At 61.4% G+C, this 25,041-nt stretch carries 26 protein-coding genes and 1 pseudogene; 4 read left to right on the forward strand and 23 right to left on the reverse strand.

All coding sequences use genetic code 11. The features are described 5' to 3' along the window. Positions 1 to 18 precede the first annotated feature (18 nt). Both ACXR2T_RS03355 and ACXR2T_RS03360 read right to left on the reverse strand, forming a co-directional pair. Positions 19 to 945: an ABC transporter permease gene (locus tag ACXR2T_RS03355; protein ID WP_458837901.1), complete on the reverse strand. Its 927-nt coding sequence runs from the start codon at positions 943 to 945 to the stop codon at positions 19 to 21. Between the two features lie 176 nt (positions 946 to 1,121). Continuing rightward, positions 1,122 to 2,732: a peptide ABC transporter substrate-binding protein gene (locus ACXR2T_RS03360; RefSeq protein ID WP_458837902.1), complete on the reverse strand. Its 1,611-nt coding sequence runs from the start codon at positions 2,730 to 2,732 to the stop codon at positions 1,122 to 1,124. A 239-nt stretch (positions 2,733 to 2,971) separates the two neighbouring features. Here ACXR2T_RS03360 and ACXR2T_RS03365 point away from each other — a divergent pair, with 239 nt between their 5' ends. Beyond that, positions 2,972 to 3,793 carry a CPBP family intramembrane glutamic endopeptidase gene (locus ACXR2T_RS03365; protein ID WP_458837903.1) on the forward strand — a complete coding sequence of 274 codons (822 nt, stop codon included), beginning with the start codon at positions 2,972 to 2,974 and terminating at the stop codon, positions 3,791 to 3,793. A gap of 31 nt (positions 3,794 to 3,824) precedes the next feature. Here ACXR2T_RS03365 and ACXR2T_RS03370 read toward each other — a convergent pair whose 3' ends face one another. From ACXR2T_RS03370 to ACXR2T_RS03440, 15 genes are all read right to left on the reverse strand, one after another. Then, a complete protein-coding gene (locus ACXR2T_RS03370; RefSeq protein ID WP_458837904.1) occupies positions 3,825 to 4,688 on the reverse strand; it encodes a hypothetical protein in 864 nt (287 codons plus the stop codon). Further along, positions 4,681 to 5,484 (reverse strand): phosphotransferase, encoded by an 804-nt coding sequence (locus ACXR2T_RS03375; protein ID WP_458837905.1) that lies wholly within the window; start codon positions 5,482 to 5,484, stop codon positions 4,681 to 4,683. Before ACXR2T_RS03375 ends, ACXR2T_RS03370 begins: the two co-directional genes overlap by 8 nt. A gap of 30 nt (positions 5,485 to 5,514) precedes the next feature. Then, the gene (locus tag ACXR2T_RS03380) at positions 5,515 to 6,246 is read right to left on the reverse strand and encodes a GTP pyrophosphokinase (protein ID WP_458837906.1); all 732 of its coding nucleotides are present in this window, start codon (positions 6,244 to 6,246) and stop codon (positions 5,515 to 5,517) included. A gap of 64 nt (positions 6,247 to 6,310) precedes the next feature. Next, the gene (locus tag ACXR2T_RS03385; protein ID WP_458837907.1) at positions 6,311 to 7,117 is read right to left on the reverse strand and encodes an alpha/beta fold hydrolase; all 807 of its coding nucleotides are present in this window, start codon (positions 7,115 to 7,117) and stop codon (positions 6,311 to 6,313) included. Then, entirely contained in the window at positions 7,114 to 8,181 is a 1,068-nt protein-coding gene (locus ACXR2T_RS03390) for a tellurite resistance/C4-dicarboxylate transporter family protein (RefSeq protein ID WP_458837908.1), read from the reverse strand. The genes ACXR2T_RS03385 and ACXR2T_RS03390 overlap by 4 nt, the downstream gene beginning before the upstream one ends. After that, entirely contained in the window at positions 8,165 to 9,823 is a 1,659-nt protein-coding gene (gene abc-f / locus ACXR2T_RS03395; RefSeq protein WP_458837909.1) for a ribosomal protection-like ABC-F family protein, read from the reverse strand. The genes ACXR2T_RS03390 and abc-f overlap by 17 nt, the downstream gene beginning before the upstream one ends. Before the next feature lie 189 nt (positions 9,824 to 10,012). Then, positions 10,013 to 11,008: a hemolysin family protein gene (locus ACXR2T_RS03400; protein WP_458837910.1), complete on the reverse strand. Its 996-nt coding sequence runs from the start codon at positions 11,006 to 11,008 to the stop codon at positions 10,013 to 10,015. Beyond that, positions 11,005 to 12,384 (reverse strand): hemolysin family protein, encoded by a 1,380-nt coding sequence (locus ACXR2T_RS03405; RefSeq protein WP_458813654.1) that lies wholly within the window; start codon positions 12,382 to 12,384, stop codon positions 11,005 to 11,007. Before ACXR2T_RS03405 ends, ACXR2T_RS03400 begins: the two co-directional genes overlap by 4 nt. 183 nt (positions 12,385 to 12,567) lie before the next feature. Then, complete coding sequence (locus tag ACXR2T_RS03410) at positions 12,568 to 13,179, reverse strand: hypothetical protein (RefSeq protein ID WP_458837911.1); 612 nt, start codon at positions 13,177 to 13,179, stop codon at positions 12,568 to 12,570. A 118-nt stretch (positions 13,180 to 13,297) separates the two neighbouring features. Then, entirely contained in the window at positions 13,298 to 13,681 is a 384-nt protein-coding gene (locus ACXR2T_RS03415; RefSeq protein ID WP_458837912.1) for a zinc ribbon domain-containing protein YjdM, read from the reverse strand. A gap of 280 nt (positions 13,682 to 13,961) precedes the next feature. Continuing rightward, entirely contained in the window at positions 13,962 to 14,579 is a 618-nt protein-coding gene (locus ACXR2T_RS03420; RefSeq protein ID WP_458837913.1) for a class I SAM-dependent methyltransferase, read from the reverse strand. Further along, complete coding sequence (locus tag ACXR2T_RS03425) at positions 14,576 to 14,875, reverse strand: HigA family addiction module antitoxin (RefSeq protein ID WP_458837914.1); 300 nt, start codon at positions 14,873 to 14,875, stop codon at positions 14,576 to 14,578. Before ACXR2T_RS03425 ends, ACXR2T_RS03420 begins: the two co-directional genes overlap by 4 nt. 9 nt (positions 14,876 to 14,884) lie before the next feature. Further along, entirely contained in the window at positions 14,885 to 15,166 is a 282-nt protein-coding gene (locus ACXR2T_RS03430; protein ID WP_458837915.1) for a type II toxin-antitoxin system RelE/ParE family toxin, read from the reverse strand. A 413-nt stretch (positions 15,167 to 15,579) separates the two neighbouring features. Further along, positions 15,580 to 15,906, reverse strand: a complete 327-nt coding sequence (locus ACXR2T_RS03435; RefSeq protein WP_489945484.1) for a hypothetical protein — start codon at positions 15,904 to 15,906, stop codon at positions 15,580 to 15,582. Between the two features lie 164 nt (positions 15,907 to 16,070). Continuing rightward, positions 16,071 to 16,652 (reverse strand): cysteine hydrolase family protein, encoded by a 582-nt coding sequence (locus ACXR2T_RS03440; RefSeq protein WP_458837916.1) that lies wholly within the window; start codon positions 16,650 to 16,652, stop codon positions 16,071 to 16,073. A 70-nt stretch (positions 16,653 to 16,722) separates the two neighbouring features. Between ACXR2T_RS03440 and ACXR2T_RS03445 the strand changes: the two genes are divergently transcribed. Further along, positions 16,723 to 17,673 carry a GlxA family transcriptional regulator gene (locus ACXR2T_RS03445; protein WP_458837917.1) on the forward strand — a complete coding sequence of 317 codons (951 nt, stop codon included), beginning with the start codon at positions 16,723 to 16,725 and terminating at the stop codon, positions 17,671 to 17,673. Positions 17,674 to 17,793: 120 nt separating this feature from the next. On the opposite strand, the gene ACXR2T_RS03450 is transcribed toward ACXR2T_RS03445, so the two are convergent. The 5 genes and pseudogenes from ACXR2T_RS03450 to ychF form a co-directional block, all read right to left on the reverse strand. Continuing rightward, complete coding sequence (locus ACXR2T_RS03450) at positions 17,794 to 18,405, reverse strand: Abi family protein (RefSeq protein WP_458837918.1); 612 nt, start codon at positions 18,403 to 18,405, stop codon at positions 17,794 to 17,796. A gap of 47 nt (positions 18,406 to 18,452) precedes the next feature. Continuing rightward, a pseudogene (locus tag ACXR2T_RS03455) lies at positions 18,453 to 18,593 on the reverse strand (Abi family protein); the annotation flags it as partial. Between the two features lie 565 nt (positions 18,594 to 19,158). Continuing rightward, entirely contained in the window at positions 19,159 to 20,016 is an 858-nt protein-coding gene (locus ACXR2T_RS03460) for a M23 family metallopeptidase (RefSeq protein WP_489945485.1), read from the reverse strand. A gap of 35 nt (positions 20,017 to 20,051) precedes the next feature. Continuing rightward, the gene (locus tag ACXR2T_RS03465; RefSeq protein ID WP_458837921.1) at positions 20,052 to 20,642 is read right to left on the reverse strand and encodes an ArsR/SmtB family transcription factor; all 591 of its coding nucleotides are present in this window, start codon (positions 20,640 to 20,642) and stop codon (positions 20,052 to 20,054) included. A gap of 104 nt (positions 20,643 to 20,746) precedes the next feature. Further along, positions 20,747 to 21,820 carry a redox-regulated ATPase YchF gene (gene ychF / locus ACXR2T_RS03470; protein WP_458837922.1) on the reverse strand — a complete coding sequence of 358 codons (1,074 nt, stop codon included), beginning with the start codon at positions 21,818 to 21,820 and terminating at the stop codon, positions 20,747 to 20,749. 65 nt (positions 21,821 to 21,885) lie between these two features. Here ychF and ACXR2T_RS03475 point away from each other — a divergent pair, with 65 nt between their 5' ends. Beyond that, positions 21,886 to 22,470, forward strand: a complete 585-nt coding sequence (locus ACXR2T_RS03475; protein WP_458837923.1) for an exonuclease domain-containing protein — start codon at positions 21,886 to 21,888, stop codon at positions 22,468 to 22,470. Between the two features lie 136 nt (positions 22,471 to 22,606). Beyond that, positions 22,607 to 23,953: a DNA recombination protein RmuC gene (locus ACXR2T_RS03480; RefSeq protein WP_458837924.1), complete on the forward strand. Its 1,347-nt coding sequence runs from the start codon at positions 22,607 to 22,609 to the stop codon at positions 23,951 to 23,953. A gap of 86 nt (positions 23,954 to 24,039) precedes the next feature. Here the strand turns inward: ACXR2T_RS03480 and glpX are convergent, their stop codons facing one another. Next, entirely contained in the window at positions 24,040 to 25,023 is a 984-nt protein-coding gene (glpX, locus tag ACXR2T_RS03485) for a class II fructose-bisphosphatase (protein ID WP_458837925.1), read from the reverse strand. Positions 25,024 to 25,041: the final 18 nt, after the last annotated feature.

A 25,041-nucleotide genomic window follows, 5' to 3' on the forward strand; every position in this document is an offset into this window, starting at 1 on the left:
GCTGTGTTGAGATTTTGCTCAGGCATATCGAATCCTCGGGTCGAGCACGGCGTAGAGCAGGTCAACGACCAGGTTGACGCCGAGGTAGATGAGTACCATCACTGTGACGAACGAGACGACGGTCGCATTCTCGCCCTTCAAGATGGCCTGAAACAGCACGTTACCCACACCGGGCACGTTAAAGATGCCCTCTGTCACTGTCGCGCCGACCATGAGGATTCCGAAATCGGTAGCGGTGTTGGTAATGGTTGGGATGAGCGAATTGCGCAGCACGTGCACCGGTACGACACGGCCCCGGCTCAGGCCCTTGGCGTACGCCGTTCGCACGAAGTCTTGGTTAAGGGTGTCGATGACCGAACTGCGCGTGAGTCGCATGCTCGTCGCGTACAGGCTTACTCCCAAGACCAGTGCAGGCAAGATCAAGTCTTGGATTGGGGCACCTGACCCGACGGTGGGGCTAAACCACCCGAGTTTCAACCCCAGACCGAACTGCGCGATGAAGGCAACGACGAAGATCGGCACACTCATAAATAGAAGGCCGATAATCAGGTTGACGTTGTCGAAGATCTTCCCCTTGCGCAGACCCGAGAAAAGCCCAATCACAATGGCGAGCACGAGCTCAATGGCGATCGCCATCGCAGCCAGCTTGATCGTGACGGGGAAAGTGCGCGCCAGGATCTGGCTTACGGGTTCGCCCGAAAAGCTCACCCCAAAGTCTCCCACCAAAATGCCCTTGAGATACAGCAGGTATTGAATGAAGAAGGGCTGATCGAGGTTGTACTGTGCGCGCACGCGTTCGAGCACGGCCTCGCTTGGGACTTTGTCGCCGAACATTGCGGCTACGGGGTCGCCTGGCATGGCAAACACCATGAAATAGATTAAGAAGGTGGTGCCAAGGAGCACCGGAATTACCTGTAGGAGGCGCAAGAGAATATATCTCAGCATGTTGCAGCTCTCCCCCCAGTATTTGGTTGTTGCACGTTGACTACTTTCGCATGTGTGGCGCGAATTCTCGCCGCCCGACTGCGGTGTCTGACGGCGCGAAGATTAAGTATCATTTCTGCTGCTTTGGTGCAGAAATGTGGCGGGGCCCCGGATGTGTCCGGGACCCCGCAGAAGAACTAGTTCTTCGTGATCTCGTTCAAGATCGGGACTGAGTTCCAGCCGAAGGCTACATTGTCGACGTTTTCACCGAAGCCACCCGTGGTGCCCTGGTACCACAGCGGAATTGACGGCAGGTCTTCAAGCAGGATTTCCTGGGCCTGGTCGAGCTTCTTATTGCGTTCCTCACGGTCGCTTTGGGCGACTGCTTCATCAAGCAGCGCATCGAACTTCGGGTTTGCGTAGAAACCGTGGTTCGAGCTTGCGCCCGTGTAGTACAGCGGCTGCAGGTAGTTGTAAGCACCCGGGTAGTCGCCCTGCCAACCTGAACGGAACGGACCGCCCACGACATCGTTTTCACGATCGTCGAGGAATGCCGCAAAGGTCGGGTAGAGCTTCGGTGCTGCCGTGATGCCGAGGTTCGCTGCCCACTGGTTCGCGACCGCTTCGATCCACACCTGGTGCGGACCATCAGAGTTCGTGGCAACCTCAAGCGTGCCTTCGAATGGGCTTATGGCGTCGGCCTCAGCCCAGAGTTTCTTCGCTTCATCGAGGTTGAAGTCAAGCTTTTCAGAGCCCTTCAGCCCCTCAGCGTAACCATCAACGACGGGCGATGTGAAGTCTTCAGCCGGGATATTGGTGCCTTCAAAGATCACATCGATAATCTCTTCACGATCGAGCGCCATCGACAACGCCGCGCGGCGCAGCTTGCCCTCTTCACCCGCAAAATGATCAAGGTTCTCAGAGATCGTCACCGTCGTGGTGAGCGCCCCGGCCTGGTTGATCGCGCGGTCGCCAAGCTCCTCCTCGAACACTGCAAACGAGGTGTCGGGGATCTGGTCGAGCACGTCGAGGTTGTTTGCGAGCAGGTCAACGTACGCTGCGTCGAGCGAGGCGTACACCTTGAAGTCGATGCCGTCGTTCTTGGCTTCGCGGGGGCCGACGTAGGTATCGTTCTTGACGACCTTGATTGATTCGTTGTGCTTCCAAGCCCCGTCGCCGTCCAGCTTGTAGAGGCCGTTGCCAATCGGGTTCTGGCCAAACGCCTCCATATCCTCGAATGCAACCTCGGGCAGTGGGTAGAACGCCGAGTAGCCGAGGCGGTCAGGGAAGTCGGGCGATGCATCTACAGTAAACGTCTGATCGTCGATTACTTTCAGACCTTCGAGCGCTTCGACGGGTTCAGTTTCGTTGAAGCCCTTGATTGAGCTGAAGAAATACTGGTTGCCCATCGCGTTGTCGATGTTCGCGTTGTAGTTCCACGTGTCAACAAAACTCTGTGCCGTCACTGGCGTGCCGTCTGAAAAGACCGCATCATCACGCAGCTTCACGGTCCACAGCGTGCCGTTGTCAGACTCGATCGACTCGGCAACGCCCATCTGGGTTACGCCGTCGGCATCGTAATAGACCAGGCCTTCCCAGAGCACGTCGACGACCTTGCCGCCACCTACCTCGGTGGTGTCTGCGGGGATCAAGCCCTTCTGCGGTTCTGTGCTGTTGATCGTGATGATACTTGAGCCTGACTTATCGCCGCCGGCCTCAGTACCGCCACCCGACGAGCAGCTCGTCAGTGTGAGGGCAGCTGCGGCGGCCAGGGCGATGAACCCAAACCCGATCCGAGAACGCTTCACTAGTTTCCTCCTTGAACTTCGCCCTGACGAACTCCTCTCACCTGTTGAGAGGAGTTCGTTGAGCCTAGATTTCTAACAGAGTCACCATATCGACTTGGCCGTGCTTGAACCTCAAAAATGCATCGTCGTAACTACTTTGTAACCGCCTACTGTGGCTCCCAACGAGAAATCCACTGCGACACGCGTTGCTGGCTGTCTCATTTCACAGTGATTGTGACGCTCATCGGTACCCTCGAACAGTGAATACCACCGACGTGACCCTTCCTCACTCCCCGCGCACCCGCACCGCGTGGGAGCTCGGCATCGTGCTCGCCCTCTCGTTTGGTGCGTCAGGGGTGTACGCGATTGTGGCCATCATCGAGCGTCTCACGCGCGAGCAGCCGCTGTCACAGCAGACCGCCACGATCAACCGGCCGCTGTCTGAGCAGGCCGTGCTCGACCTCGTCTACCAGTTGCTGAGCTTTACGTTTGGTCTCGCCCCCGTGGCGCTTGTCATCTTTCTGGTGTGGCGCAGCACACCACCGAGGCTCGGCGCACTCGGTTTAGGCACACCGCTCGGCGGGTATCGCAACCCCAGGCGCCGCTGGTGGCCGCGCGAAATTTGGTACGGGGTGGGGCTCGCTGCCCTCATCGGCGTCCCCGGCATCGGGTTCTACCTGGTCACGAAAGCCATCGGCATCAATGTCACCGTCGTGCCGACCGTGCTCGATGCGTACTGGTGGACGGTTCCGATTCTGATTCTGCAAGCGCTCAAGGCCGCGCTCGGTGAAGAACTGATCGTCGTCGCTTACTTCTTCGATCGTCTGCGCAAACTCGGCGCGGGCCCGGTCACCACTGTTGTGACGAGCGCACTGCTGCGTGGCAGCTACCACCTCTACCAGGGCTTCGGCGGTTTCTTAGGCAACGTGGTGATGGGGCTCGTATTTGGCTGGTGCTACCAGCGCTACGGCCGCGCACTGCCGCTGGTCATCGCCCACTGGATCCTAGACATCGTGAGCTTCGCGGGGTACCCGCTCGCGCTCGCCCTGTGGCCCACCCTGTTTGCGGCGCCCGGAGCGTAGCACGAGCACGAGCACGAGCACGAGCACGAGCTTACTGCGGCTGAATCGTACCGATCCAGGCGGCGACGAGCCCCCACACCTCGTTGTAGAGCTCTGGTGCGGCGGCGCAGCTTTCGGCAGGCTTGCGAATCTGAATCGTGCCGTCGTCCAGCCGCGTCGCACCCCACGCGGTGCGCATGGCCGCGCACTCCTCGGGGAATGAACTCAGCAGTTCAGACGTGAGCTCAAGGTTTACGTTGTCTGGAATCGCGTAGTACACCATGCCAAAGCGGGTCGAAATCTGTGACGCCGAGTTCCACGGGCCGATCGGCATAGGGGTCACTTCGCCCACATCAACCTGGGGCGCCTCGTCCTTCTTCTCGGGCTCGGGTTCAGGCTTTACTGGGGTCTCGGGTTGCTCAGTGTCGGGCGTCGCCTCAGGCGTCTGCGGTGTCGTCTCCGTGGTGTTCGAGCTGGGCGGGGTCGCCTGTGGCGCAGACTCTGCGCCGCGCACGACGTTCACCACCACGATCGACAGGATGATCGCGACCACGGCCACCGCGCCCACGATGATCCACGGCATGGGAGCCTTCTTCTTCGCCGTAGGTCCCTGATTCGTGTGCACACGCTCAGCCTGTTCATGCGCCAGCCGCTGCCGCGCTGGCATGGGAGCGGCTGCTGTCACCGGCTCCGCTGCGGGCTGCTGCCCACGACGCACGCCCGGCACCGGTTCGGCGCTCTGAGCGGCAGCGGGCTGAGGGGCCACGGGCTGAGGGAGTACGGGCTGACGTGCAGCTGGGCGAGAAGTCGGCAGCGGCGCTGTAGGGGTCTCGCTGCGACCCGCGTCTGTGCCCGACGCTTCGTTCGCGTCGTCATTCAGCGGGCCAAACAGCTCCTCAAAGGGGTCTCTACTCACCTGACCACCCTAACTGCTCTTTCCCCGGGTTTTCTCTGGAGGCGGCCAGTTCGTGCCGGATCGCGACCTCCCGCTGCCCAAACTCGCGTACGCGCAAAAGGTGGCGCTCCATCGCTCCCGAATCACGCAGTGCAAGCGTGCCGGGGTCCCCGCGTTCGATACCGGCCTGCCATCTTGCCGCGATCAGAGCCATGCGTGCATCAACGGCGTCGAGCACGGCTGTCGCGGTGACGCCACCGTACGCCACCGCTACAAGCTGCAGCCTGCGCACGACGTCTGCAACCGGGGCCGGTCGCAAGAGCGGCACCCCCGACCATACGAGAAACGCGAGATCGTCAAGCGGGCGACCCGGGCCCGCGCGATCCCAGTCGATCATGCCCGCAAACTCGCCCTCCTGAACGACCCAGTTATACAGCCCCGGATCGTTGTGGCAGATAATCTCATCGGCTTCGAGGGCTTGCACCCCCTGCCGCCATGCGAGCGCCCCCGGCCGAAAGTCACGCACGGCATCGTGATACTTGCGCAGCCACGCGGCCGCAGCGGCGAGCGCCGCGTCACCCGGCTGCGTAGTTTCGGGGTCGAGCGTGTCACCGGGTAGGTAGTCGAGCACCTCGCGCCCCTCAGCATCAATGCCGTGCACACGTGGGATCCCGGGGAGGCCGCGCTCGTGTAGGTGCTCGAGTAGCGCGTGCACTGCTGGCGTCCACGGCCCCGTGGGCCGGTGTACACGGGTGACGCCGTTTGCGCGTATACGCCACACGCCGCCCGAGCCACCCGCTAAATGTTCGCTTTCCACTCTTCGACTGTAGAGGATTCGGGCACGCTGTTACGCAGGGAACACGCGCGGGCCGGGCGGGGTGGGGTCGCTCGGTAGCCCGTGGACTTCAACGTGCAGGCGTTCCATGTGTGCGTCGAGTTCTGCTGCGAGGTCGGCGGCATCCTTCAGATCGCTGATGAGCGAGTCGGGTACTTGCCGCTCGTACTTGTAGTAAATCTTGTGTTCGAGGCTCGCCCAAAAATCCATCGCGATGGTTCGAAACTGCACTTCGACGGGCACGTCCACGCGTCCCTTCGAGAGAAACACGGGCACCGAGATGATCGTGTGCAGGCTCTGGTACCCGTTGGGTTTGGGTTCAGCAATGAAGTCTTCGACTTCGAGCACGGTGATGTCATCTTGCTGTGTGAGGAGATCGAAGAGTCGATACACGTCACGCCTAAACGAGCATGTGACGCGCACCCCCGCGATGTCGTGAATGTTGGCGCGAATCTCTTCGAAGTCGGCCCCAATACCGCGCCGTTCAAGCTTGCCGACGAGGCTCTCCACCGACTTCACGCGACTCGAAACGTGTTCGATCGGGTTGTATTCGTGCGTGTGCACAAACTCCTCGCGCAAAATCGACAGCTTGGTTTCGACCTCTTGCATACCAAAGCGATATTCGAGCAAGAAGCGCTGCATGCGTTCACCGAGTGCTTTCAGTGCCCGCGCCGAGATCGTAATTTCGTCGCCCACCTCAGCTGCAATGATGGGGGCTGGCACTGTTGTTTCCGTGGTGCTCATGTCTCGAGCGTATCCCTCATCGGTCAGGTCTGCCTGTGACTCTAGACGCCCGCTCTCTCGAAGATCACTGCAAGAGGAACGCGCGCAGCACCGCGATCGTCTCTGCTGGCTTCTCTGAGTGCACCCAGTGCCCCGCACCCTTCATCGTCAGGCGTCGGGTTCTCGGAAACAGGGTGCGCATGGCGGGTTCGTCTTCGTCGGTAACATACCCCGATTCTTCGCCTCCCACCCACAGCACCTGCCCATCAAACGTGAGCGGCGCAACCTCTGGAAACGCCATGATCGTTTCGAGTTCTGCGCGCAGCAGCGCAAGGTTTGGCTCCCACGAGAAACCATCAGTATCGCGGCGCAGATTTTGCAGCAAGAACCCGCGTACCGCGTCGCTGGGAATCTCTGCCCGAAGCAGCGCGGCGGCGTGGGCACGACGGGTGAGCTTCGACGTGTCGAGGCTCGCGAGCGCCGCCAGTAGGTGTTGAAACTCCCCTCGCCCACTCACCGATGTTGTAGGTGAGTTGTCGAGCACCACAAGCTTACGCACGAGATCGGGGTGCCGAAGCGCCAGCACCATCGCTACTTTGCCGCCCATGGAGTGCCCGATCACGCCTACCGGGCCGCCCGCCGCAAATCCCGCACGAAGGTGCTCTGCCACGAGGTCGGCGAGCTCCTCGTACGAGATGTGCTCGGTCCACCCCGACTGACCGTGGTTGGGCAGGTCGACGAGCAGGCTGACGGCTTCGGGCTCGAGCCCCGCTGCCACACGCGTGAAGTTCTTGCCGCGGCCAAACAGGCCGTGTAAGAACACGACCCGGTGTGGAGCTGCGGGGTCACCCGACGAAACAGAGTGAATGGGACGGGTTAGTTTGGCGCTCACCCCTCCAATGTAGCTCGCCCGCCCCGCGCCTGCGCCCACAGCGCGTGGGCGATCCGGAGCAGCATCGCCAGAAACACGGCGCACCAAACGAGGGCCGCGATCACGAGCGCGATATGGCCGATTGTTTCGACCGCGGGCAGCGCGTCTGCCCGTCCCAAAGAGACCGAGGCAACCGCAAACATGCCCATGGGAAACACCATCGACCACAGTGTCGGCACGTAACGCAGCGGCACTCGGTGCACGAGGTGGCGCCACACGCCCGCACCCAGCAGCATCGGAATCAGCCAGACGCAGAAGCTCCAGAACACGACGACGGTGCCCGAGATGAGCTCGCGCGTCGCGTCGACCATGGGCGTCGATTGCATGTCGACGATGCCCGAGCCCGCGACGACCGCGATCGCGAGCGCCCCCATCGCGACCCAGTAGGGCGGTTCGAACTCGCCGGGCGTGATGCCGTAGTGAATGATGCGCAGCAGCACGATGAGCGCGATGCCAGCGTAGAGCGCGACGCCCACCGACCACGACAGCACCGCAAGCATACCGATCCAGGTTTGTGCCTGGGGTGCCGCGTGCGCCTGGATCTGGCTCATGCCGACGGCGAGCGATTGGCTCGCGACCGCCCAAATGAACCAGGTGCCGTTGGTGCGCGCGAGGATACGGTGGCCGTCGCGGGTCATGAGCACCTGCCAGGGCAGCAGGTACCCGAAGACGAACCAGAGGCCCGCCCCGACGAAGAGCAGCGTCGTCGCGGCGGTCACCGCGCCCGCTTGTGCGAGCCGCACCCCGAGCACGTCAGTGCCCGCGACGACGGTGAAGTACGCGAACGCGATCTCGGGGTTGCGCAGGTCGCGGCGGACGTGGTGCGGAAACGCGATCGCCCGCCAAATGAACAGCACCCACAGGGCCGCGTAGGCGACCGCCGCGATCCACAGGAGCGCGAGCGACAGGGCCTGTGCACCGACATCGTGCAGCCCGATTGAGACGATGCCCGTCGCCATCACGAGCGCAAAATAGCCGGGCGACAGCCGCGCGACCGCCGCGTGTACGTTAGCGTTCTTGGACACGACCGGCCTCCACGTGCCAGCGGCGGGTGAGGTTCACCGATTCGAGCATGCGCCTGTCGTGCGTGACGAGCAAGAGCGCCCCCTCGAAGCTTTCGAGCGCCTGCTCGAGCTGCACGATCGCGGGCAGGTCGAGGTGGTTCGTGGGCTCATCGAGCACGAGTACGTTGACGCCGCGGGCCTGCAGGAGCGCGAGCCCGGCCCGCGTGCGCTCACCCGGCGACAGCTCACCAGCGGCACGGTTCACGTGATCGGCCTTCAACCCGAATTTGGCGAGCAGCGTGCGCACTTCACCACTCGCATACTCGGGCACGAGGTTTTCGAATACGTCGGCGAGCGTAGCTTCGCCCGCAAACTGGGCGCGCGCCTGGTCGATCTCGCCGATCGCAACCGAGGCGCCCAGCGATGCCGCGCCCCGTATCAGCTCTTGCCGCCCCAGGAGTGCCCGCAAGAGCGTCGACTTGCCCGCGCCGTTCGGGCCCGTGATGCCTACCCGCTCCCCCGCGTTGAGCTGCAGCGACACGGGGCCAAACGTGAAGTCGCCCTGTTCGATGACGGCCTCGTTGAGGGTGGCCACGACGCTCGACGAGCGCGGGGCCGCCCCAATCGTGAACTCGAGCTGCCACTCCTTACGTGGCTCTTCGACCTCGTCGAGGCGCTTAATGCGGCTCTCCATCTGCCGCACCTTTTGCGCCTGCTTTTCGCTCGATTCGGTCGATGCGCGGCGCCTGATCTTGTCATTGTCGGGGTTCTTCTTCATCGCGTTGCGCACGCCCTGGCTCGACCACTCCCGCTGCGTGCGGGCGCGCGCGACGAGGTCGGCCTTCGTCGCAGCGAACTGCTCGTACTCGTCGCGGCGGTGCTGCCTCGCCACCTCGCGCTCTTGCAGGTAAGCGTCGTAGCCGCCCCCAAACAGCGTGCTGCGGCCCTGCGCGAGGTCGAGTTCGAACACGCTCGTCACACAGCGCGCCAAAAACTCTCGGTCGTGGCTCACGAGCACGACGCCGCCGCGCAGCCCCTGTACGAAGTTCTCGAGTTGTTCGAGGCCCGCAAAATCGAGGTCGTTCGTCGGCTCATCGAGCAGCACAATGTCGAACCGCGACAGCTTCAACGCCGCAAGTCCCACGCGCGCGGCCTGCCCGCCCGACAGCCCGGTCATGAGCGACTCGGCGCCGATCTGCGCGAGCCCCAGCTCGTCGAGCACCGCGGGCAGCCGCTCCTCGAGGTCGGCCGCCCCGCTCGCGAGCCAGCGATCGAGCGCGGCCGCGTACACATCAGCTGGATCCGGATCCCCCGGCCGCACCGCCCCCGGATCGCCCAGGGCGATCGCGGCCGCGTCCATCACGGTCGTGGCCTTTGCGCAGCCGGTGCGGCGGGCGATGTACGCGGCGACGGTCTCGCCCGCGACCCGCTCGTGCTCCTGGGGCAGCCAGCCGACGAACGCGTCGGTGGGGGCGCGGTGGATCTTGCCGGTCTGTGGTGCGAGGTCGCCCGCGAGAATGCGCAGGAGGGTTGACTTGCCCGCGCCGTTCACGCCGACGACCCCGATCACGTCGCCGGGGGCGACGGTGAGGTTGACGTTGTCAAAGAGGGTGCGGTGGGCGTATCCGCCCGAAATTCCCTCGGCCACGAGCGTTGCAGTCATGGTCTTAAGCCTAACCGCCGCGCGGTCGCTGCTTCGACGGCTGCCGTGGCTACGACGGCAGCCGTGGTGGCGAGCCGGCACGAGCAGGTATCAAAACGACGAGTCGGTGCGATAAGTACGTCATTATCGCACCGACTCGTCGTTTCGATGCCGTCTCGTCGTTTCGATGCTGTCTCGCGGCGGCGCTCGCTACGCGGGTACGATCTCGCGCAGCAGATCGTCGAGCGTGATCACGCCCAGCAGCCTGCCGGCTTCGACCACGATCGCGAGCTGCACCCGCCCGCGGCGCATGCGCGCGAGCGCATCGTATGCCGAGTCGCCGGGTGCGAGGCTCATCGCGGGGCGCGAAATCTCGGCCGCGGGCGTCTCATCAGCGACCGCGAGAGTGTCGCGCACGTGCGCGACACGGCAGTCGGCGTCTGACCCGACGAGCAGGCGCAGATGCCCCGACTCTGCTGCGACGGCTCGCACATCGGCGGCGGTCGCGTGCACCGGCACCGATGAGGGTGCCTTGTCGGTGCGCACGATCGAGCCGACCGTCATCGAACTGAGCTCGATCACCTGCGAGATCGACTCTGAGTATTCCTCTTCGAGCGTGCCTACCGCGCGCGAGTGCGCCACGAGCTGCCTGATCGTGTCGACGTCTTGACCGCCCGCGGCGGCCTTCTCGACCGGCTCCACGCCCGATGCCTTGACGAGCTTGTTGGCGATGCGGTTGATCCACAGGAGTAGCGGCCGCAGCGGCCACGTGAGCAGCCGCGCAGTAAACGCGGTCGACTTGGCGGCCGTTTCGGGGTGTGCGATCGCCCACGACTTAGGCGCCATCTCGCCGATCACCAGGTGCAAGAACGTGACCACGATCAGCGCGAGCATAAACGCAATGATGTCGGCGAGCACGTAGGGCAGGCCCCACGCCTCAAACACCGGCGACAGCGCGTAGTCGATCGCCGGCTTGGTGATCGCACCGAGCAAGAACGTGCACACGGTGATACCGAGCTGCGCGAACGCGAGCATCACGGTCAGCTCGTTCATACTGCGCAGCGCCGCACGGGCGGACGCGCTGTGGTCGGCCTGTTCTTCGAGCCGGTGCCTGCGCGCCGCGAGGAGCGCAAACTCGACGATCACGAAGAAGGCGCTCGCAACGATCAGTGCGATCGTGATGATTGTGACTAGCCACCAGCTCATCGCGCTGCCTCCTCAGTGTCGTTCGTCATATCGGCTTCGTGCAGGCGCGCCAGAATCTGCGACGGCACGTGGCGTGCGACCTCGGTCGCTTCGATCTCGAGCCAGCGCGAGATCCGGATCCCCTGGAGTGTTTCCGCCGAACGCTCGGGCAGGTCTACACGCACCTTCGCTCCCACAGGCACGAGGTCGCCGTAGCGATCGATCATGAGGCCGGCGATCGTCTCGATGTCTTCTTCTGGCAGGTCAAACCCGATGATGCGTTCAACCTCGTCGAGGTGCACGTCGCCCGGAATACGCCAGCTGTTCTCGCCAATGCTGGTCGCGTCGGCCACATCGGTGTCGTGTTCGTCGGCGAGTTCGCCGATGACCTCTTCGGTCAGGTCTTCGATGGTCAAGATACCGTCGAAGCTGCCGTACTCATCAACGACACATGCGAGTTCGTTGCGGGTTTCGCGCATGCGCGCAAACGCCACGGGCAGAAGCATCGTGGTGGGCAGCACAACTGCTTCGCGCATCACGTCTGCGACGAGCGTCGCGTCGGGGTAGCTGCCGCGCAGCAGGTCGATCAGTTCGACAACACCCACGGGCGAATCCTCGTCGCTGATAACAGGGTAACGGGTGTGCCCGGTCGCCATGAGTGTTCGTGCTTCACCGACTGTGGTCTGCGGGGTGACCACGTCAACGCGCGAGCGTGGCACCATCGCGTGTTCAACGTCGCGCTCTGGGAAGTCAAGAATGCGATCAATGATGACCGAAAGGTCTTGCGGCAGGTCGCCGCTCTCGCGTGATGCGTCTACGATGGCCTCGAGATCACGGGCCGTGGCACTCTCGTCAACGTCTTCAAGCGGCTCGATCCGGAGCAAACGCAGTAGGGCGTTAGATGCCATATCGAAGATCTTGATGAGCCAGCCAAAGACCGCGAGGTAGATGCGCGTGGGCGTCGCGAGTGCCCGGGCCAGCGGTTCGGGGCTCGCGATGGCGAGGTTCTTGGGGTAGAGCTCGCCGAAGATCATGGTGACGAGCGTCGCGAGAATCAGCGCGCCCGCTGTGCCGATGAGCACCGAGGTGACGGGATCGAGCCCCGCGCCGCCCAGCAGCGTGCCGATCGATTTGCCGATCAGCGGCTCAGCGACGTAACCGATCAGCAGCCCGGTGACGGTGATGCCGAGCTGCGCGCCCGAAAGCATAAACGACGTGCGCTTAGTGATACCGAGCACCTGCCGCGCTTTGGCGTCGCCCTTCGCCGCCTGGGCCGAGACGCGCGAGCGGTCGACCGACATGTACGCAAACTCTTGGGCCACGAAGAACCCGCACGCCACGATGATCGCGAGCGTAATGAGAACGCCCACGAGCAGTGTGAGCCAAGCCTCTACCATTTCTTGTCACCCCCTTGAATCATAAGGGGGCGCGAAGATCGACCCTCCTGGTCAGGGTGGGTGCTGTGATGGCTCACGGGTGTCTCTCTCGTGGGTCAGGGTCAATGGTGGTTTCTACAGTATCGAATTTCGTCGACAGTCAGATGTGTGGTTGGTGGGGCGGCCTTGGCGGTTTCAGTTGCTTCACTTGGCGAGGAGCGCTTGCACGATCTTCAGCCCCGCCGGGCCATCGACCGTGGGCATATCACCCACCGCCGATGCGGTGATGCTCGTTTCGACGCCAGGCACCCAGATGGTCGTGGTGCTTGCCCCTGCGATAGCGACTGCTGTTTGCAGGGAGTAACCGATGCCGCCGTTATCTGCCAGCCAGGGATCCTCGACGAGTGAAGCACCCTCCATTTCGAGCACCATGCTCGGGTCGGGTTTGGGCGTGCCCTGTTCAACCGTGGCCATTCCTACCGAGACGCTGCGACCGTTCGCGACGTTTGTTTCGTCCTCGGCCATGTCCCAACCGCAGCTCACACCCCACTCATCGACGACGTTGTCGGCAAGCGGCACGAGGCCTTGAATATAGGGAGCGACCGCCGCCTCGATTTGGTCGCACGAGGTGATGTGTTCGATTGAGAATTGGCCTTCGCTCGGCGCAGATGCTGCGGCCTTCGCGTCGGTTTCAGCGCTCGCGCTGGGGTTCGCTTCGGGCTCCGTTGCGGGTGCCTTTGCGGGCGCCTGCGATGCGCAACCGGCGAGCAGGAGCCCAGAGAGCGCGAGAGCAATACCTACTGATTTCTTTTGCACACGATCAAGCTAGTGCAACATTTGTAGCGAAATCAAGAAGTAATATTCAAACTTTCGATGAGGCTTGCCGGTTTGGTACTCGAGCCCGTTATGGCCTTGGCGCGAGACTGCCTATTACCTAAAGCTTCTTGACGATGCTCGACTTGAGTTGAATCTTGCCGACGCCCGCGATCTTGGCGTCGATGTCGTGGCCATCGCCGCGGTCAGTTACGAGGCGAATGCCCCGCACTTTGGTGCCGGCTTTCACCGCCCCGCCTCCCCCGCCCGCAATCTTTACCGTTTTCACAACGGTGACGTCGTCGCCGTCAGCGAGCGGGTTACCTACCGCGTCGCGTACAACGTTTTCTTCTTGCGCTTGCTGCGCGTTCGCCTGCGCGCTCGCTGACGCAGGCGCCCACTCGTGCCCACACATGGGGCAGCTGAACAGCGCACCTGATTCGTAGGTGTACTCTGCCTCGCACTCGGGGCACGGCGGAAGCACCTCTTCGACGCTGTCTGTCATAACTCTCTCGATCCTGTTTTGGGGCCTGTGAGGACGTTTCGCCAGGGGGCTCAATAATCTATTTGTCGCTTCTTGTGGTTTTTCAGCCCGTAAACCACAACTTCTAACAAATAAATTTTAGGAGCGGCTCCTGAACGCCCAAGCACCGAGCATCTTACCCACTAGATGCAGAGCACCCCTCCACTCACTGTGAAGGGGTGCGCGGCAAGTCCAACAAACCTAGACGTTAAACCGCCACTCGCACGAGTGCCCGCACGAATCAACCTTTCGAAGAAACTGGTCAGCCTGAAAGCCGAGCACTCATTGCTGCGTGCGGGCGACTGCCGGGGTCGGTCCGTGTCTGCACGTCCAAGACTTCAAAACCAGCGTCCGCGAAGATCCGCATCATCTCACCCACCGGCCAGAAATAGGCGGTGGTGACCGCGTGGTCGAACGGCTCGACTTGTTGCCCTTCGAAGAATCCGAGGAGTAACTTTCCACTCGGCGCAAGACATCGGGCGAATTCTCGGAGAATTCCAGTAAGCCGTTCTGGAGACGTATGGATCACGGAATACCAGGCAAGAATTCCACCCAGGCTGGCCGACTCGACCGGGAGAGTCTCCAGATCGCCGAGTTGGAACGTTGCGTCCGGGAATCGTCTCCGAGCGCTGTCGATGAACGCTGGAACCATGTCGATGCCTTCGATGTCAGCGCCGAGTCCGCGCAGATGCGCGGTCCAGTGGCCCGGCCCGCAGCCAGCATCGACAATGCGGCCGTCGATACCGCGGAACCACTCTTCAATCGCAACTTGATCCACCGGAGACATGGCTTCGATAGATCCGAGGACTTCGATGTACTCGGTCGCGCGAGACTCATATGCCTCGTGCACCGCCTGGGCTTCATCTCCGGTTCTCGTCACGCGACCTTCAGCGGCGTGATTGCGGCGACCTGCTCCGACATTCGATCCTCAGCGAGCTCCAGTTCAAACCGCGTCTGCAGGTTGAGCCAGAACTGGGCGGACACGCCGAAGTACCGTCCCAATCGAAGCGCGGTATCTGCCGTGATCGATCGCTTGCCGTGCACGATCTCATTGATGCGACGCGGCGGCACTCCGATCGATACAGCGAGCTTGTTCTGTGTGATGCCGAATCCGTTGATGAAATCCTCCATCAGGATCTCGCCTGGATGAATCGGCGGATACAGCTTCTCTGACATGATCCCTCCTCAGTGGTAATCCACAATCTCGACGTCTTCGGGTCCCGCGTCGGTCCAGCGGAAACAAATCCGCCATTGATTATTGATCCGGATGCTGTGTTGCCCGAGCCTGTCCCCCTTGAGAGCCTCCAAATGGTTTCCCGGAGGAACACGCAATGCGTCAACCGAAGGAGCGGCATCTAGAAGATGCAACTTCCGGTTCCCGGTCTTGTGAATTCGCGGATCAAATCTCTTCGCTGGTTCGCGACGCCACACGCGCTCAGTGTCACGGTCGGCGAAGGATCTGATCACACAATCAGTATATACCGTGATGCGTTAATAACGCCAGGCGTTAAATCACCACTCGGTGTTTTGCGCATGTTTCATCATCAAGAATCGCGTGTTATCAACGTTATTGGACGAATTGAATTTTGCTTGACACAACTGGTTTGACACAGGGGTATTGGTTTACGCGAGGCTTGCTCAACAGCGAGACCTAATCTGGCTCGGTTCGTGGACACCTCCAGCTCCCCAAATACCGATTAGATCGATGGACTAACTAATTAGGGGGTCCTCGCCCAGTGCTATGACTCCGAGGGCAATACCATGCAGGAGAGTAAGCTCATTGCTACACCCGTAAACAAAAACTGCCGTCTCATATCTGTCAGCTCAGCTCAATAACAACGACACTACGAGTGGACGATATTTCCTTGCTATTACTCATCTCAACTGCCGAGCGGCCACGGTTCGTATTTCACGTCAGCAAAATCAGCGACCTCCTCGCGGAGACGCCTAACAATACCCACACCGTCATTGCGCCACTGTTCCCGCGCCTCGTCGCTCTTCCAGCCATCAAACGGGTCGAAATTTGCGGACCATAACGCGTTCCACTGAGCCAAATCTTGGGTCAATTCGTCTGAAAGTCCATACAGATCAGGGGTAGTCGTGTATCCCACATCCCACGTAGGCGTAGAGTTCTCCCAGAGTGGCCAGTCACGACCATAGTCGGGGAAAAGCCGAATCTTTCGTCGAATTGGAGAAGCGCCTCTCATGCAGCCCAGCCTACAAGGCGTTATTTCGCCTCACTGCGCTTGTCCAACGGCGAGAATCGATCACACGTTGAACCGCCAGTCGCAAAAGTGCCCACAGATACCAACCTGTCGAAGAGAATAGCGAGAGCCAACCACAATTGTTCACTGCATTTTCGCGAGTAGCTCTAGGACTCACTCGTGTTCATTTCGGCGAGCAGGTCACCCGTGGAGACCACGCGAGCAAATCCATCTCCATGCAGGTTAGTCGCAGTAACGCGCGCCAGGGTGACAGCATCGATGACAGTTCCATCTGGACCTGCAAGGTCAAAAGTTCGAGTGGCATCGAGCGGTACCACGACCTCAAACCCGAGGTTTCCGCCCATTCGCGCGGTTGTCTCCACACACAGGTTGGTCTGGATTCCGCACACAACAATTTTTGCGATGCCGGCAGACCTCAGCCACGCTTCAAGATCGGGGGTTCCGTAAAAAGACGAATTTACGGTCTTCGACACCACAAGATCCGGACGAACGTGGGCGACCAAAGGCATGAGCGCATTGCCGGGGCCGTCGACGTACAAAGATGAGGCAGGGTTCACGCTGTCGTGCCGCACGATGACCACTGGCAGATTCAGTTCTGTCCAAGTTTGTATCAGTCGTTCGACGTTGTGTTCACACTGGGGGTAGTTAGCGGTCTGGCCCCATGAACCATCGAGGAATCCTTGCTGCATGTCGACGACTACCAGGGCCGCCTGTTCAATTTCTGCCATGAGTTCAGTCCAGCAGAACGACACTGACCTGAACAGTGGCGCGAATGTCATACTTCGATAAAATTTCGCCATGACTGTCGTGGGAATCCTTTTGGGGCCGGGTCGCCGGGCTTTCGACATCGAAGTAGCGCGCGAGGTGTTCGATGACCGATCAGATCGTGGCGTGCCCAGTGCGGAGCTTCGGCTCCTTGCAGACAGCGAAGTTACTGATCTCAACCGTTTCACTTCAATTCGTCGCACACATTCGTTGACCACAGTCACGGAGCTAGACCTCCTGGTCGTCCCGGGAAGCGAAGAGCCGCTTGCTAGACCTTCGCCACAGGAAGTAACAGCGGTTGCGAACGCCGAACAGTCAGGCGTTATCGTGGCGGCACTATGCACTGGCGCATTCACGTTGGCCCACACTGGCGTGCTCGCAGGTCGCACAGCGACTACCCACTGGCGCTTCGCAGAAGAACTCGCTGCACAGTTCCCCGAGATTGACGTGCGCCCGCGTGATCTGTACTACGGAGACGGCAAGATCTGGACCTCTGCGGGTGTTACTGCCGGTATCGATCTACTCCTTCACCTCCTTCGCCAGCAATGGGGCGCAACAGCGGCCGAAATGGTAGCCCGCTCGATGGTGACTCCCGCGTTCAGGCCAGGTACGCAAGCACAGTTCGCCAAATTGCGCACACCACTCAGCTCATCACCTACCGTTGAACAACTACACCGCGCAGTGACCGCCGATCTTGGCCGCCACTGGCAGACTAAGGATTTTGCCGAGATCTGCTCGATGTCCTCGAGAACCTTCTACCGCTGGTTCTCTGAGCACCTGCGAACCACTCCCAACGCTTGGCTCAATGATTTACGCGTCAGAGAAGCTCAACGCCTCCTCGAGCAGGGGCACCTGTCCGTGTCTGCTGTCAGTCACGCTGTTGGATACGCATCCGATGATTTGCTGCGCAAGCATTTCTTCGTTCGACTGGGAACCACCCCGACGGCGCATAGCAGGTCGTTCAGCCAAAAGAGACGGGTCTGAACCCCCAATGTCTCGTGATGTACCCTGACGAAAACGCCGGAAGGTCGGGGATGGTGCGAGCCGCACCTCGTTGGTGAGCCAACTCCAGGAGCTAGAGCAGCACACTCATCCTGGATCAGCTCAGGCTCGCCAAAGCTCCAGCCTCTCCCAGCCCTCGGGTACGCCCATCGATTGAAGCGTCAACGCGTGCGACGTCGGGAGGGAGCGAAAGAGGCCCGCTAGATTTCGGGCCCAGCTCGATTCCAGGTCGATTGTTTGGAGGAGGTATGCGATGATCGCGAGCGCGTTACACGTGCCGAAGTCAGCTTTGGGTGTTCCAGGAGCGCTGAGATGATCGAGCGCCTGTAGCGTCCCCATTCTGGGATGTGAGGGTGCGTGCTGGAGTTTCCTGTTGAAGAGCCGAGCGTGGTGAGCCGCGACGTTCCGCACATAGTTCATGCTGGCAAGCCAGCTGGTCATTATCTTCGTCCTCGGCACGCCGAACGCCGCCGCGAGTTCCTCAGCATCCTTCTGCAGCATGTCTCGGTAGAGCGGTGAGAGGTGGCCCAGTTCCAAGAGCTCGGTGAGCGCCCAGACCGGCATGCGGTCGTCATACTTGTCGCGAAAGTGGGCAACGAATTGCTCATCAGAACTATCTCGGCGCGATTTAACGCGTTCCAGCCACTGAACATGCTTACTCGCCTGAGGCTCGCGACTGTCAGTGTTTGAGCAAGTAATAAGTCGTCGAAGCAAGCTGCGTCCTCGTGCGCGAATGCAGAGGTGCGCCCGAGGAAGTAGCCAGTCCTCATACGGACAGCAATTTCAATGCGTTCGACTCCTTCCAAGACTAGAAGTCTCAGCTGCCGGTCAAAGTCGATGATTGCCTCAGCATGTTGCAGCGTCGTACCTGGCCGGTACTTGCTCAGCACTCGCGTACCCACGCGGCCTTCGTCATCGGAGTACTGCTCCGTCTCCAAATAGGGGTATTAGGTAGCCAGTCAGACGGTAGTACCCAATCGCCTCAAGTACCCTGACCGCACGAGCGCGGTCTTCGACATAGAATCCACGCGCAATGAGCCGTTCGAGCTGTTCATCGAGCGGCAGCCACGCCTTCGTGTACTCCACGTTCACGCCCTCTGCGACAAGAAAATCAGCCCGCGCCTTGCGGCAACGAGCTGATCATGATGTCAATAACCGTAGCATGGAGGCTGCTGTACGGCACCGCGCAAGCCAGCCGGCAACACTGCTCCCTCCGCCAAAAGTTAAAGCCAAACGCGACTAAACGTTAAAACGCCACTCGCAGCAGTGCCCACAGATAGCAACCTTTGCAGTGGAACCACCCAGGTTAAGCATGGGGCGCTAAGTCAAGTCAATCACTTTCACGTCCATTTAGTCGAGGCCGGCCGACTCACACTGTGGACATTTTCGTCGAGTTCGCGGCAGAAGGGATATCCAGACAGCAGACGCGATAGACGCACCGAAAATGAGTGATACAGGATCCACTGCTTATTCCTTTGAGGTTTTGGCCGGTCGCGCCGGAACAGACGTGGGCATATCAATAGTCACATGCTGGAGATTGCCGGGGAGGGCATTTTGCAGCTGCTCAGTGTCCCCGATCCGCACATCTATGAAGGAAAATGGGACACCTTGCCCAGTCCATGCTGAGCGCCGATCCATCAGCTGCGCGTGCACATGTGGTTCGCTGCTGTGCCCCGAATTTCCACATTCGGCAACCTCTTGGCCAGCACGGACTCGATCTCCTACGTTCACGAGCGCCGACCCATTCTTGATATGCGCCAATACTGCAAAAACTCCATCATCGCTGCGGATCGTCACGTGGTTGCCAATGATGAACTTCGGTCCAGCTAGCTCACGAATCGCACCCTCGATCATCATGTACATGATGCCTCTCATACGTGAACGTGCGCGGTGATCACGCAGCGTGTCCAGCACAGCTACAACTTCACCGTCAACCATCGCACGAACGGGCTGGCCGAATGCGGGGTACTCTTCGGGAGACCGCATAGCTGGGCCCGCCCCAAACGCTGGGCGCTTCTTGCCTACGGGCTCATAAACCAAGTCAATTGCGTAAGCCTGGCCATAAGTACGGACTCCGTGGCTGGGGACGTTATCGACCGGACTATTCATACCTAGCCAGCGACCAGCCACAGGGGAAACGACGCTGATTGATCCGTACTCTGGTAGTAACCTCGCTGCAGGCATGGCCACAAGCACGGCAATCAGCAGGCCAGCAATTCCCAGCCACGACAGCACTAGAAAGGTCGCTTCAATCACCTCGCCTTCTGGCAGGAACCGACGAAGCGCCCCCAGCAAGCACAGCGCTACTGCGATAAGAAGAATCACTCCACGCACACGATAAATCCGCAGGAGAAGACGCATCAGCCCTCCGCAGCGACAAGGCAGACCAACAAAGGCACCATGCGGGCGGGTGGAACTTCATAACTGCCTCTGCCACTCTGCTTCAGCCAGCCGCTCGACAGCAGTTGCCGCAGGTGATGATGCAGCTGCCCCGTCGTGCCTAGCGATTCAATCGACGCGAGCTCTGCAGTGGCATGAACGCCAGAAAGAATATGACGCAAGAGTTCCAGACGCACCGGGTGCCCTAACGCGGCGAATGCTGCCGCGTGCCCGTCCCACTCCACCTCGAAGAGTCCTGCGGTTCCCGCTGTCTGCTGCCACGCAACTGGCGCACCGGTCGGAAGCGTCACCGCACCTACCAGAGCCACCGCGCCCTGTTCCGTTGATGGGTGCTCCCCCAGTCTGGTCTTCAACCCCGACAGTGCCCAGAACTCATCTCCCGGCTTGAGCGCAGGCGATTCCTTACTGGCCTGCTCAGGCCGCTCATCCGCGGCCGCTTTCTCCAACGAAGCCACCCTCGTCGCGAGATCTTGAATCTCTTGCCTGAGTTCATCCAGGAACGTTTTGTCATCCACAAAGATGACAGTACGCAAGAACGTATTAACAATCAAATGGTTTTTGATCCAACCAGCGACGAAAGGTCCAGTCCAAAGGAAAAGCGCCAAACCCCGCAGCGGGATCCGGCGCTTGCACAAGACGTTAAAGCGGAACGCGACTAGACGTTAAAACGCCACTCGCAGACGTCGCCGTCTTGCATCACGTATTCCTTGCCCTCCATGCGGGCCTTGCCCTTGGCGCGTGCCTCGGCCACCGATCCGGCTTCGACGAGATCCTCGAACGAGATAATTTCGCCCTTAATGAAGCCCTTTTCGAAGTCGCCGTGAATCACGCCGGCTGCCTGCGGCGCGGTCGCGCCCTTGCGGATCGTCCACGCACGCGCCTCCTTGGGGCCCGCGGTGAGGTAGGTCTGCAGGCCGAGGGTGTCGAAGCCGACGCGCGCGAGCTGGCTAATGCCGCTCTCCTCTTGGCCGATCGACGCGAGCATCTCGGCGGCGTCTTCGTCGTCGAGCTCGATGAGCTCGCTCTCGATCTTGGCGTCGAGGAAGATCGCCTTCGCGGGCGCCACGAGCGCCGCGAGCTCTTCGAGACGCGCCGAGTCCTGCAGCACCTCTTCGTCGACGTTAAAGACGTAGAGGAACGGCTTCGCGGTGAGCAGCCCGAGCTCGCTAATGTCTTCGAGGTCGATGTCGGTCTGCGAAAGCAGCTTGCCCTCATCGAGCGCCGCGCGAGCGGTCTTCGCCGTCGCGACGACCGAGGCCTCGATCTTGCGGTTCTTGAGCTCCTTCTCAAAGCGCAGGAGGGCCTTATCGAGGGTCTGCATATCGGCGATGATCAGCTCGGTGTTGATCGTCTCCATGTCACTGGCGGGGTTCACATCGCCGTCAACGTGCACGACGTCAGGGTCCTGAAACCCGCGCACGACCTGCGCAATGGCGTCTGCCTCACGAATGTTGGCGAGGAACTGGTTGCCGAGCCCCTCACCCTCGCTCGCGCCGCGTACGATGCCCGCGATATCAACAAAGCTGACGGGCGCGGGCAACAGACGCTCAGAGCCGAAGATTTCGGCGAGCTTGTTCAGCCTGGGGTCGGGCAGGTTGACGACGCCAACGTTCGGCTCGATCGTGGCGAACGGGTAATTCGCCGCGAGCGCGTCGTTGTGCGTAAGAGCGTTGAACAGGGTCGACTTGCCTACGTTAGGGAGTCCGACAATTCCGATAGTTAGAGCCACGATCGACCATTCTACCCGGCGCGAGCGCTGTAAGAACTGTCAGAGGTGTGTGGCACGCTTTACGTGTGCCCGTAGACTTCACCGCCATCGATTTTGAGACCGCAAATGGCCACGCTTCTTCGGCGTGCTCGGTCGGGCTCGCGCGCGTGCGCGACGGGCTCGTCGTCGAGCGCGCCGATTGGCTCATCAAACCACCGGCCTCACACGCCGAATTTCAGCCCTTCAACATCAAGATTCACGGCATCACCCCCGCGATGGTCGCGCACGCCCCAGACTGGGCGGCGCAGCTCGGCGACCTGCGTGATTTTCTGGGCGACGACGTGGCCGTGGCGCACAACGCCAGCTTCGATATGAGCGTGATTCGCACGGCCTGCGCCGAGACCGTCACCCCGGTGCCGGGGCTGCGCTATCTCTGTAGTGTGCAGGTCTCACGCAAGACCTACGAGCTCTCGTCGCATCGGCTACCACTCGCGGCTGCGGCCGCAGGATACGGCGACTTCGCGCACCACAACGCGAGTGCCGACGCCGAAGCCTGCGCCGCGATCGTCATCGACGCTGCTCGGCGCCACGGCGCTGCCAGCATCGCCGAGCTCGTGAAGGCCACGGGCGTGAAGCTGCACACGCTCAAGGCAATTCCGCTCAAGCTGTAGCCTCGGGCGCCCGCCGTGCGCGGCTTGTTTGCTCCGGATCATGCCCTGTGCTCCCCGCAGCCGGTGTCTCGAAGCGCCCGTGTCGGTGGTGGCCAGTAGCGTTGGCACAACACCGATTTCGAAAGGCTGGGACGCTATGGATGCCCTTGTCATCACGCTGCTCGCGGCGAACCTACTGCTGCTCATCGCGGTGCTCGCCGTGGTGCTGCTGCGCTACAAACCGGGGCAAGCACCCGGAGGCGGGTCGGCCTCACTGGGGCCTGAGCTACGGCAAGAGTTTGCGCTGTTGCGCGGCGAAATCAACCAGGCGATCGCGGCCGGGCAGCAGCAGCTCGACGCCAGGCTGCTCGCGGTGAGCCAAACCCAGGCCAGTGAGCTCGCGCGCGATCGAGAGTCGCGTCAGGGCGCAGCCCTCGAACAGCGCGACCTACTCGAACGATCACTCGTGGGTTTGAACGACCGCATGCATACGACGTCACAGGCGCACGTGCAGTCGCAGATTGAGTTTCAGCAGTCGGTCGAGGGCCGGTTCGAAGATCTGCGGCGCAGCCTCGGTATCGAGCTCGAAAAAATGCGCCAGGGCAATGAAGCGAAGCTTGAAAAGATGCGTGAGACCGTCGACGAGAAGTTGCAGGGCACGCTCGAGAAGCGACTCGGCGAATCGTTTAGTCTCGTGAGCGAGCGCCTGGAGCAGGTACAAAAGGGCCTCGGTGAAATGCAGACGCTCGCCTCAGACGTGGGCGGGCTTAAGCGCGTGCTCACCAACGTGAAGAGCCGCGGTAGCTGGGGCGAGGTCCAGCTGGCCCGCCAGCTCGAAGACATGCTCACCCCCGAGCAGTATCAAGAGAACGTGGCCGTGCGCCCCGATACGGCAGAGCGCGTCGAGTTTGCCATTAAGCTGCCCGGACGCGACGACAGTAACGTGCCCGTGTGGCTGCCGATCGACTCGAAGTTTCCGCAAGAAGACTACGAGCGTCTGCTCGAGGCGCAAGAGTCGGGAGACACCGAGGCGGTGCAGCTCGCTGGCCGCACCATCGAAAAGGTGATCCTCACGCAGGCGAAGCTGATTCACGACAAGTACGTGCACCCGCCGTTCTCAACCGACTTCGCCATCATGTACCTGCCCACCGAGGGGCTGTTTGCTGAAGCTATTCGGCGGCCGGGGCTCGCGAGCAAGATTCAGCGCGAGTACCGCGTGACCGTCGCAGGTCCCACCGTGCTGATGTCGCTACTCAATAGCCTGCAGCTCGGGTTTCGCACCCTCGCGATCGAACAGCGCAGCTCTGAGGTATGGAAGGTACTGGGAGCCGCGAAGGCCGAGTTTCAGAAGTACGGCCAGGTGTGGGACAAACTCGAGAAGCAGCTCGCGACCGCCCAAAACACGGTGCAGCAGGTCGGCGTGCGCACCCGCGCGGTCGAGCGGAGCCTGCGCGACGTCGAAACCTACGACGCCAGCATGCTCGAAGAAGTGGAGGCCCTCTAGCTGACGGCTGAAACACTTCGCCCCCGGCGCTCAGTGAGCATCGGGGGCGAAGTTCTACCGCAGGTCAATAGCCTGTGGCGTGTGCGCTAGTTCCAGCGCGTGGGGTCCATGTCGCTGATGACGTGGCGAATGGTGCCCGAGTGCGCACGCATCACGATGCTCTCTGCGCGCACGAACGGGCCGTGGCGCTGCACGCCGTCAACGAAGTCGGCCGACGTGATGCCGGTCGCCACGAAGTAGCAGTTGTCGCTCGCAACGAGATCGTTTGCCTCGAGCACGCGGTCGAGATCGTGGCCGGCGCCCAGGGCGCGCTCGCGCTCTTCGTCATCCTTCGGCCACAGGCGACCCTGAATCACGCCGCCGAGCGCCTTCACTGCGCACGCGGTGATGATGCCCTCGGGGGTGCCACCAATGCCTACGCACATGTCAATGCGCGAGTCCCAGCGTGCCGCGTTGACTCCGCCCGCGACGTCGCCGTCCATGATGAGCCGCGTGCCAGCACCCGCCTCGCGAATGTCAGTGATGAGCTGATCGTGGCGGGGGCGGTCGAGCACGGCGACACGAATGTCAGACACGTCGACCTTCTTAGCGCGAGCGAGTGCGCGAATGTTTTCGCCAATGGGACGGTTGATGTCAACCACGCCCACGCCCTCGGGGCCGCACACGAGCTTGTCCATGTAGAACACGGCCGAGGGGTCGTACATGCTGCCGCGATCGGCCACCGCGATCACCGAGAGCGCACCGGGGCGACCCTCTGCGGCCAGGCGCGTGCCATCGATCGGATCAACCGCGACGTCACACTCGGCGCCCTCACCGTTGCCCACCTGCTCGCCGTTGTACAGCCACGGCGCATCGTCTTTCTCGCCTTCACCGATCACAACGGTGCCGTTCATGTTGACGGTGGAGAGGAAGCGTCGCATCGCATCGACCGCCGCACCATCAGCTGCGTTCTTGTCGCCGCGCCCGATCCAGGGAGTCGCCCGCATGGCCGCCGCTTCAGTCGCGCGCACCAGTTCCATTGCGAGGTTACGGTCAGGCTGCCAATCGCCGAGAGATCGTGGTTCAGTCATGGCCTCAAGTCTACCGCC

This window comes from Leucobacter faecis, from assembly GCF_054456635.2.

Excerpts from the sequence above, each read along its gene's own strand:
- ACXR2T_RS03445 (WP_458837917.1), top strand. The coding sequence starts at position 16,723 with ATGACTGTCGTGGGAATCCTTTTGGGGCCGGGTCGCCGGGCTTTCGAC.
- glpX (WP_458837925.1), bottom strand. The coding sequence starts at position 25,023 with ATGACTGAACCACGATCTCTCGGCGATTGGCAGCCTGACCGTAACCTC.
- ACXR2T_RS03380 (WP_458837906.1), bottom strand. The coding sequence starts at position 6,246 with ATGAGCACCACGGAAACAACAGTGCCAGCCCCCATCATTGCAGCTGAG.
- ACXR2T_RS03480 (WP_458837924.1), top strand. The coding sequence starts at position 22,607 with ATGGATGCCCTTGTCATCACGCTGCTCGCGGCGAACCTACTGCTGCTC.
- ACXR2T_RS03425 (WP_458837914.1), bottom strand. The coding sequence starts at position 14,875 with ATGTCAGAGAAGCTGTATCCGCCGATTCATCCAGGCGAGATCCTGATG.
- ACXR2T_RS03405 (WP_458813654.1), bottom strand. The coding sequence starts at position 12,384 with ATGGTAGAGGCTTGGCTCACACTGCTCGTGGGCGTTCTCATTACGCTC.
- ACXR2T_RS03440 (WP_458837916.1), bottom strand. The coding sequence starts at position 16,652 with ATGGCAGAAATTGAACAGGCGGCCCTGGTAGTCGTCGACATGCAGCAA.
- ACXR2T_RS03400 (WP_458837910.1), bottom strand. The coding sequence starts at position 11,008 with ATGAGCTGGTGGCTAGTCACAATCATCACGATCGCACTGATCGTTGCG.
- abc-f (WP_458837909.1), bottom strand. The coding sequence starts at position 9,823 with ATGACTGCAACGCTCGTGGCCGAGGGAATTTCGGGCGGATACGCCCAC.
- ACXR2T_RS03435 (WP_489945484.1), bottom strand. The coding sequence starts at position 15,906 with ATGAGAGGCGCTTCTCCAATTCGACGAAAGATTCGGCTTTTCCCCGAC.
- ACXR2T_RS03415 (WP_458837912.1), bottom strand. The coding sequence starts at position 13,681 with ATGACAGACAGCGTCGAAGAGGTGCTTCCGCCGTGCCCCGAGTGCGAG.
- ACXR2T_RS03355 (WP_458837901.1), bottom strand. The coding sequence starts at position 945 with ATGCTGAGATATATTCTCTTGCGCCTCCTACAGGTAATTCCGGTGCTC.